Here is an 8,507-nt window from a genome sequence, read left to right on the forward strand (position 1 = left end):
TAAACCAACAGAGGTAAAGAACATCAGCATCAGAATAGTTTGGATTTCTGAGTCAAATGTGGCACTGATATTAAAAAATTTATAGAGAATAAAAGCCGCAATCGCTGCGACTAAACCGCCGATTACGGGTTCAGGTAAATTATAGTTTCTAAAGAAGCCAATTTTACTAACCAGATACCGCCCAATAAAAAGAAAAAATACCGCAATTACCAAAGTGCCAAAGGCATCGATCTCATAATTCATAACATTCCCTATTGGCTTTATTTTTATACAGTTTTAGGAAAATAGTATGAAAAATCAATTTTAGAAATGTTATGCAAGTTATTGTTTCTAGTAATTGTTTAATTTATAGCTCGAACAGGTGCAATTAATACAATGGAATATCATAGACCCAGTTTTTGGTTTGTTGGTCAGTGGTGGTTTCACACACATAGTAATCATGATCCCATGCTCCTTGATGGAAAATTTCTTTTTTGGTGTATGTCACCTGTTTACCATTTTCGACACAGACAAAGCTGTCACCTTGGTCTTTGACTTGAGTTCCGTTCAGGAAACCGCCAATACAGAGGAAGCGGGATTGTGTTTTCACTACTCAATTACCAAATATATTTTAGATAAAAATATCATCGTTTAGATATTATTCGTCATCATGAACGATAAGATGACGAATAACAAAATTTAAACTTTTTAAAATAAAATTAATTTATATACAATGCCATACCCTTTGCTCTGTATCGAAATTAATTATTTTTTTCTCTTTTAATTTTTGCAATTCATTACTAGTTTGGTCTGGATTCAATCCAAACAGATGACGTGCATGCAACCGTGTAAAACCATCAGGTACTATATCCTTAAATTTCCGTATAAGTATCTCAGGTTCCATATCATATACATGATATAAACATGCAATAAACTTATTATTTTCCTCTTTAAACTCAGGTTTTCTTAGGCCTAATTCAGACATTTTTACTGTAGCAGTGTTTAAACCTTCCCCTAATTCCTTATTCGGTGCTTGTTTAGACTTAGATAACAATCTCACAATTTTAGGGTTTCTAGAAAACCTATTATCTAAAATGTTATCAACTTTAATCATACCTGGTAATTTACCAGGACTTTCGAATGAAATTTGATTATCAAAAATTTTGACATGAACAGAATCCTGGATCGAATAATCTCTATGAATTAAACAATTGACAAGAATTTCCCAAATAGCTTCATCTGGATATTTAGGAGTTTTTCTACCTTCTAATCCCCATAAATATATTTTATCTAAAACACTTTTAATAAATTCAAAACTTTGTTGTAAAATTTCTAATATATTACCTTCAAATAATTTACTATCTTCATTTTGCATGATATCTCTTAACTCATCACCATCTATAGACTCATATCTAGTAACCCTTAGAGCAGCCTGTGGTAATATTGATGAACAGGACTGGGAAAATAATAAAATTGAAGCAACTATTGGAAACCAATCTCTTTCACTAATTAGACGCTCTTTTATGAGAAAATTTAAATTATCTTTGTTTGTGAGTTTTAAATCATTTATATAATTTGAAAGAACATCACTATCCACAACCTCTTCAGGATTTACTGAATTTAAAACTTGATCCTCAAAAGAATGAACCCCTTTTTCGAAATATAAAGCCTGTAGAGCTTTATTCTTTACCTTTATATTACCTGCATTTTTTCTAGTAAAAACTTCATTAGCTGCTGTTTGATGAACTTGATGATCTGTGTGTACTTTTATATACAACACATAATTACCATATGAGCCTTCAACGCTCAAATACCAGTAATCGAAATCAACAACAGGGTCCAACCGACTAAGAGCATGAATAATATCATTATAGTGTTCTATAGATTCATAACCACTCCATCTCTTATAGTGATCATCAGGATTAGTTTTTTTGTCTTCTATACCAATTGCAACCTCACCACCTTCACTATTTGCAAAAGCAACTACGATTTCTTCAATTACGTTTATCTTTGCTCTTTTACTTTTTAAATCGAAAAAATCATCTTCTTGTCTTTCACATACCTCAATTGCTTGTTCTCTACTAATAAGATTAATAGCTTTCTTTTTATCAAACATATATCCCCCTAATTCAACTACAAAAAATAAGGGCTGATAGATCAGCCCTTATTTTAAACTACTTTCTAATCAACTATTAAGCTAATTGAGCAGCAGCAATTTTTTTGGTATCGATGTCTTTAGCAGCATCTGTATACTCGCTCATCTTGTCGAAGTTCAAGTATTGGTAGATGTCAGCAGACATGCTGTCGATTTGAGCAGCGTACTGTTGGTATTCTTCTGGAGAAGGTAATTTACCCAATACAGCAGCAACAGATGCAAGTTCAGCAGACGCCAAGTAAACGTTCGCACCTTGACCTAGACGGTTCGGGAAGTTACGAGTAGAAGTCGATACACAAGTTGTGTTCGGTGCTACACGTGCCTGGTTACCCATACATAATGAACAGCCTGGCATTTCAGTACGAGCGCCAGCTTTACCATAAGTATTGTAGAAACCTTCTTCCATCAATTGGTGTTCGTCCATACGAGTTGGAGGAGCCAACCATAGACGAGTAGATAAAGAACCACCAGGTACTTTGTCTAGAAGTTTACCAGCTGCACGGAAGTGACCGATGTTAGTCATACAAGAACCGATGAATACTTCATCAATTTTAACGCCTTGAACGTCAGAAAGAAGTTTTGCATCATCTGGGTCGTTCGGGCAGCAAAGAACTGGTTCTGTGATTGTAGAAAGGTCGATTTCATACACTTTAGTGTATTCAGCGTCAGCATCAGCTTTAAGAAGTGATGGGTTAGCCAACCATTTTTCCATGTTCTCAACACGGCGCGCCATAGTACGAGCATCGCCATAGCCTTGTGAAATCATCCACTTCAGCATAGTGATATTAGAACGCAGGTATTCAGCAACTTTCTCTTCAGAAAGCGTGATCGCACAACCAGCCGCAGAACGTTCAGCAGAAGCATCAGAAAGTTCGAATGCTTGCTCAACAGTCAGGTCAGTTTCCATTTCTGTCAGGTCGATCTCAAGGATACGACCAGAGAAGATGTTTTTCTTACCTTTCTTCTCAACAGTCAGGTCACCTTCTTGGATTGCTACGTAAGGAATTGCATGTACTAGGTCACGTAAAGTGATACCAGGCTGCATTTTACCTTTGAACTTCACAAGAACAGACTCTGGCATATCAAGTGGCATAACACCAGTTGCTGCAGCGAATGCTACAAGACCAGAACCCGCTGGGAATGAAATACCGATTGGGAAACGAGTATGGGAGTCACCACCAGTACCAACAGTATCTGGAAGAAGCATACGGTTTAACCAAGAGTGGATAATACCGTCACCTGGACGTAGAGAAACACCACCACGGTTCATGATGAAATCAGGAAGCGTGTGCTGCATTTGAACGTCAACTGGTTTTGGATACGCAGCTGTGTGACAGAAAGATTGCATTACCAGGTCAGCAGAGAAGCCTAGGCAAGCCAAGTCTTTCAATTCGTCACGAGTCATAGGACCAGTTGTATCTTGAGAACCAACTGTAGTCATGCGTGGTTCACAGTAAGTACCTGGACGGATACCTTGACCTTCAGGAAGACCACAAGCGCGACCAACCATCTTCTGAGCAAGGGTGAAGCCTTTGCCAGTGTCAGCAGGTTGTACTGGAGTACGGAACAGAGTTGAAGGCTCAAGACCAAGCTCTTCACGTGCTTTAGTTGTCAAACCACGACCGATGATCAGGTTAATACGACCACCCGCACGAACTTCGTCTAGAAGCACTGGAGTTTTAAGGTCAGCTTCAGCGATTTGAGCGCCGTCTTTGAACGCAGTTACTTTAGCAGCAGCTTTGTCGATTTTAAGAGTGATTTCATCACCCATGTTCATGTTTGCTACGTCAATTTCAACTGGTAACGCACCAGCGTCTTCCATAGTGTTGAAGAAAATCGGAGCAATTTTAGAACCTAAACAGTAACCGCCTTCTTTCTTGTTAGGAATGTGAGCGATTTCGTCACCGAAGAACCAAAGTACAGAGTTAGTTGCAGACTTACGAGAAGAACCTGTACCAACAACGTCACCTACGTAAGCAACTTTGTTGCCTTTCGCGATGAGGTCTTTAATTTGGTTTAATGGACCAACTTCACCAGGAACTTCTGGGTTGATGCCATCACGTTCGTTTTTCAGCATTGCATTTGCATGCAATGGAATGTCTGGACGGCTCCAAGCGTCTTGTGCTGGAGACAAGTCATCAGTGTTAGTTTCGCCAGTTACTTTGAAAACTGTCAGTTTGATTTCTTCTGGAACATCTGCACGGTTTGTGAACCATTCAGCATCAGCCCATGATTGAAGAACAGCTTTTGCATTTGCATTACCTGCACGTGCTTTATCAGCTACGTCATGGAACGCATCAAATACAAGAAGCGTCTTTTTCAAAGCTTCAGCAGCAAGACCACCAAGCTCTGCGTCTTCTAGAAGTTCAACTAAAGGAGCAACGTTATAACCACCAAGCATAGTGCCCAGTAAGTAAACCGCACGTTCTTTAGAAACTAGTGGAGAAGTCGCTTCGCCTTTTGCCAATGCAGCTAAGAACGCAGCTTTTACGTATGCAGCTTGGTCAACACCCGCTGGAACACGGTTTTCGAGCAAGTCAACTAAGTATGCTTCTTCACCAGCTGGGGGATTTTTTAATAATTCAACTAATGCAGCAGTTTGAGCATCATCAAGTGGCTTCGGTGGGACTCCGAGTGCGGCACGTTCTTCAACGTGTTGGCGGTAAGCTTCTAGCACGGTGTTATTCCTCTTTTTTAAAAAATTACCTGTGAATTCCTGCTTTATAAAAGCTTCACAAATAATATGGACTCTAAAATTTTACTAAAATTCCAGTTAAAAGTTAATGCAAGTACAGTGTTTCTTTGTGATGCTCATTATTTTATAACTAAATGATGCTTATAAAGATCATTCAATAATCAAATCATCATCGCCTTGCATAATTTAAGTACAGATATGGCAACTTTTAACCAAATTCGACGCATAAAAAAGGCAACATCGATGTTGCCTAATTTACTTAGAAAAAGATACTCCACCTTAGTGGACTGTCGTCGAGTTCAAATATTGCTGAAAAGCGTCCCGACAACCCTCAAATTTTAATTCACATTGATCTTCATAGGTCTGACTGTGATTGTTGCTGGCAAAGGAAATCTCGACCAAACAGCGTTTTTTGTCCTGCACCAAGATCTGCTTAATCACGACCTTGTCTCCTACACTCAGAACATAGCGTCCGCTACCGATAATCGCCAATCCTTTTTCATCTTCTAACAGCAGATCTGAGTGATATAAATATTTCACGACGTCCATATTATTGTTCTCCTAAAGGCTTTGGAGTTAAATTCATTATTCAATATAAAGATAAGCATTTCTATATTTTAGATTTAGCAATTGTCACAAATTATATTTAATATTGCTTAGGCTATTTTTATTATTAGAAGAATATTCTTATATCTATAAACCACTATTTAATTTGAATGAAGATTCCTTAGTTTGCTTCATTCAAATATAAAAAAACCGTTCCTTAGAACGGTTTGTAATCTGGCATTTTATCATGCGGTGTGGCGATACATTTTTCAGTAAATTCAGCGCGGACTTTCTCACGGGCTGCATCTACATCGGTCTTAATTTCCTGTTCCGGAAGTGCATAGACTTCATCGATAATATTCAGGATAAAACTGCGAGTGATGTCATCATCGATCTTGTTGGCATGCTCAACAGCCTTTTCTTTCTCGATCGCATTCTGACGATCCAGCATAATGGTCCGTGCAGCATTCCCCACACTACGACAATAGCCATGCCACTGCTCTTCAGGGGTTAAAGGTTTTTTCTCTGCACAGCCGACCAGAGCAACCATCAGGGATAAAGCAAATAACTTTTTCATGAATTTCTCCTTCCGAGAGGCACTATAAGAGATCAGCACAGATTTGTCATTTAAAATGAAATTTCTCTCTATTCTTATTGATACTGCCTGCTCGAAAGTAGCATTTCATATCTTAACCACAGCTGGCCTGAACTACTTTCTTAGTGGCTGGATCTACAGTGACCGTCACGCGCTCTTCACGATAATCCATAGTGACAGGCTGGCCAGGTGCAACCATGCGTACCATTTGAGCTTTGGTTTTCTCTTTGATTTTTGCTTCAGTTAAATTGGATTGGCCAACCAGCGCAGCTGCCTGATCAGCGATACATTTAGGCTGGTTTGCTCGGAAATATTCCCATTCTTCGACCACTTGCCCATTTTTTAAATGACAATAGCCCACTTGCCCATTAGTTTCATTACGGATTTCCAGCTTTCCACCCTGATTAATACAATAAACACTCGCTGGATTCGCTGTTCCTAATGACGCTGAGTTTGAGTCAGTCGACTGGGTCGTACTACAGCCAGCAAGGAGGATGGATGCAAATAATCCGGACAAACCAGATAAAATTATTTTTTTCATGAGCGGTATTCTTCTAAAGGAATTCACCTTTAATGTAGCATATTCCACTTATAGCGTCAGATCTGAAAAGGCTTGAGTGTTTGTAATTCTGTAAAAAGCGGCAGGATCATTTCTTAATATCATTAGGTTTAATCCCATTTAAGTTCTCACTATTTCCTATGATTTACTTTAACCAATAATCAACCTTCAAAAGTGGTTTCTTTTTTCGAATAGCCAAAATTTAGTTTTAGTTAACTATTGGAATGGCTTAAAGATGACAATGTCATTACATTGTTATACAAAGTGTTTATTACCCTTTATCAACCAAGTATTATTCTAATATTTTGTTTTTAGATTATTAAATTAATTATTGCCCAGCTTCTTTGTCCTTGCCTTTTTTATGCACGAAGCTTGATGTTTGTACTAGTGGCCATATTGCTTTAATATTTGATTGAATTTTAAACTTTATCTCAGCATGCAAGACGATCTCCAGCTTTCTTTAAAAGAATACCTTTCTACGGTTCATGAAGTGGTAAAAATCACTTTCGATACACCGGTGTGGGTCAAAGCCGAGATTCGTAATTTAAATATTAAAGCTGGCCATTATTATCTAGAACTGGCAGAAAAAGATCCTGACAATGATCAGGTCATTGCCAGTTGCCGGGCCACAATCTGGAAGTTTGCTGCGCAGAAAATTGTGACGCAATTTGAACGTGAAAGTGGTATTGAACTAAGCCGGGATCTTAAAGTTTTAATCAAAGTCAAAGCCAGCTTTGATCCGCAATATGGGTTTTCCCTAAATATTGTAGAGATTGATTCTGGATATACCTTGGGAGATATAGCCCGACGTTATCAGCAGATTGTAGAAAGACTGACAACCGAAGGTCTGATTAATCGCAATAAAAATCTCCCTACACCTTTTGACCTAAACCGGATTCTGGTGATTGCTCCAGAAAAGGCTGCCGGTCTGGGCGATTTCAAGAAAGATGCTGATGCTTTACAAAAAGCTCAGGTATGCGAATTTATCTATCACAGTGCGACCTTTCAGGGAAATACGGCACCGCAAAGCATCATGCAAAGCTTGGCACAAGCTTTAAAGCAGTGGGCACAAGCGTATCATCACGCGCCTGATCTGATCGTGATCATTCGTGGCGGTGGTGCAGTCAATGATCTGGCGTATTTGAATGACTATGCGCTGGCTGCCCTGCTCTGCAAACGTTCAGTTCCCGTTTGGGTTGGTATTGGTCATGAAAAAGATCGGACGATTCTGGATGAAATCGCTCATCGTTCTTTCGACACACCGAGCAAGGTGATTGCTGGAATTCGCAGTCATGTCGTCGAGCTGACGCAAGAAGTTATAAATAACCTGCAAAGCATCCAGCGACTTTCTCAACAGCAAATTCAGGCTTATCAAAACCAGAATGAGCAATATTTAAAACTAATCCAAAATCTGGCCAATCACCAGATTGTGAATGCCTTGCAACGTTTAGAGCAGCTCAAGTCCAATACTTCTAACCTTGCCCAGCAACAGACCCAACTAATTAATCAGCAGCTAGATGCCCTGATGCGGGAAACACTACTGCAAAATCCCAAACATGTTTTGTCCAAAGGCTATGCCATTGTGCGCCAGCAAGAACACGTAGTTCGTTCAATTCATCAAATTGATGTGCAACAACCCGTTCAAGTTGAATTACACGATGGCCTATTTTCAGCACAACTTACGCAGGTAACTCCCCATGAGTCATGATACTTTGAGCTTTCAGGAAGGCTATGACATCTTGAAAAAGAATGCTGAATTACTTGAATCTCAGCAAGAACCAGATATTGATAATTTGATGAAAATCGTCGAAGAGTCTATGCAGGCGTATAAAGCCTGTAAATCCCGAGTGGAAGCCGTTCAGAATGCACTGAACGAGACCTTTAAGGATTAATTTTATTGAATACCTTAAATCAGTATAGCTTGATGATTTAAATGCTTAGGCTATTTTAAAATCTCTGTCTTGTCCTGAAATAGATT

At 39.0% G+C, this 8,507-nt stretch carries 9 protein-coding genes; 2 read left to right on the forward strand and 7 right to left on the reverse strand.

The window, feature by feature from the left end:
• The 7 genes from B3J29_RS10625 to B3J29_RS10655 all read right to left on the reverse strand — a co-directional run.
• A partial coding sequence (locus tag B3J29_RS10625) for a sodium/glutamate symporter (protein ID WP_286965414.1) occupies nucleotides 1-243 on the reverse strand: 243 nt, incomplete at its 3' end.
• A gap of 124 nt (nucleotides 244-367) precedes the next feature.
• Nucleotides 368-589 (reverse strand): hypothetical protein, encoded by a 222-nt coding sequence (locus B3J29_RS10630; protein WP_005235942.1) that lies wholly within the window; start codon nucleotides 587-589, stop codon nucleotides 368-370.
• Nucleotides 590-703: 114 nt separating this feature from the next.
• A complete protein-coding gene (locus B3J29_RS10635; RefSeq protein WP_005235944.1) occupies nucleotides 704-2,095 on the reverse strand; it encodes an ATP-binding protein in 1,392 nt (463 codons plus the stop codon).
• Between the two features lie 76 nt (nucleotides 2,096-2,171).
• Nucleotides 2,172-4,811 (reverse strand): bifunctional aconitate hydratase 2/2-methylisocitrate dehydratase, encoded by a 2,640-nt coding sequence (locus B3J29_RS10640; protein ID WP_004783803.1) that lies wholly within the window; start codon nucleotides 4,809-4,811, stop codon nucleotides 2,172-2,174.
• A gap of 297 nt (nucleotides 4,812-5,108) precedes the next feature.
• Nucleotides 5,109-5,378: a hypothetical protein gene (locus tag B3J29_RS10645; protein WP_005235947.1), complete on the reverse strand. Its 270-nt coding sequence runs from the start codon at nucleotides 5,376-5,378 to the stop codon at nucleotides 5,109-5,111.
• Nucleotides 5,379-5,592: 214 nt separating this feature from the next.
• Nucleotides 5,593-5,952, reverse strand: a complete 360-nt coding sequence (locus B3J29_RS10650; RefSeq protein ID WP_005235949.1) for a hypothetical protein — start codon at nucleotides 5,950-5,952, stop codon at nucleotides 5,593-5,595.
• A 112-nt stretch (nucleotides 5,953-6,064) separates the two neighbouring features.
• Complete coding sequence (locus B3J29_RS10655; RefSeq protein WP_005235951.1) at nucleotides 6,065-6,511, reverse strand: I78 family peptidase inhibitor; 447 nt, start codon at nucleotides 6,509-6,511, stop codon at nucleotides 6,065-6,067.
• Nucleotides 6,512-6,965: 454 nt separating this feature from the next.
• Between B3J29_RS10655 and xseA the strand changes: the two genes are divergently transcribed.
• Complete coding sequence (gene xseA / locus B3J29_RS10660) at nucleotides 6,966-8,237, forward strand: exodeoxyribonuclease VII large subunit (RefSeq protein WP_005235954.1); 1,272 nt, start codon at nucleotides 6,966-6,968, stop codon at nucleotides 8,235-8,237.
• Nucleotides 8,227-8,421 (forward strand): exodeoxyribonuclease VII small subunit, encoded by a 195-nt coding sequence (xseB, locus tag B3J29_RS10665; protein ID WP_005235956.1) that lies wholly within the window; start codon nucleotides 8,227-8,229, stop codon nucleotides 8,419-8,421. Before xseA ends, xseB begins: the two co-directional genes overlap by 11 nt.
• The last annotated feature ends 86 nt before the right edge of the window (nucleotides 8,422-8,507 follow it).

The organism is Acinetobacter sp. UBA5984, assembly GCF_002429925.1.
Classification (GTDB): domain Bacteria; phylum Pseudomonadota; class Gammaproteobacteria; order Pseudomonadales; family Moraxellaceae; genus Acinetobacter; species Acinetobacter variabilis.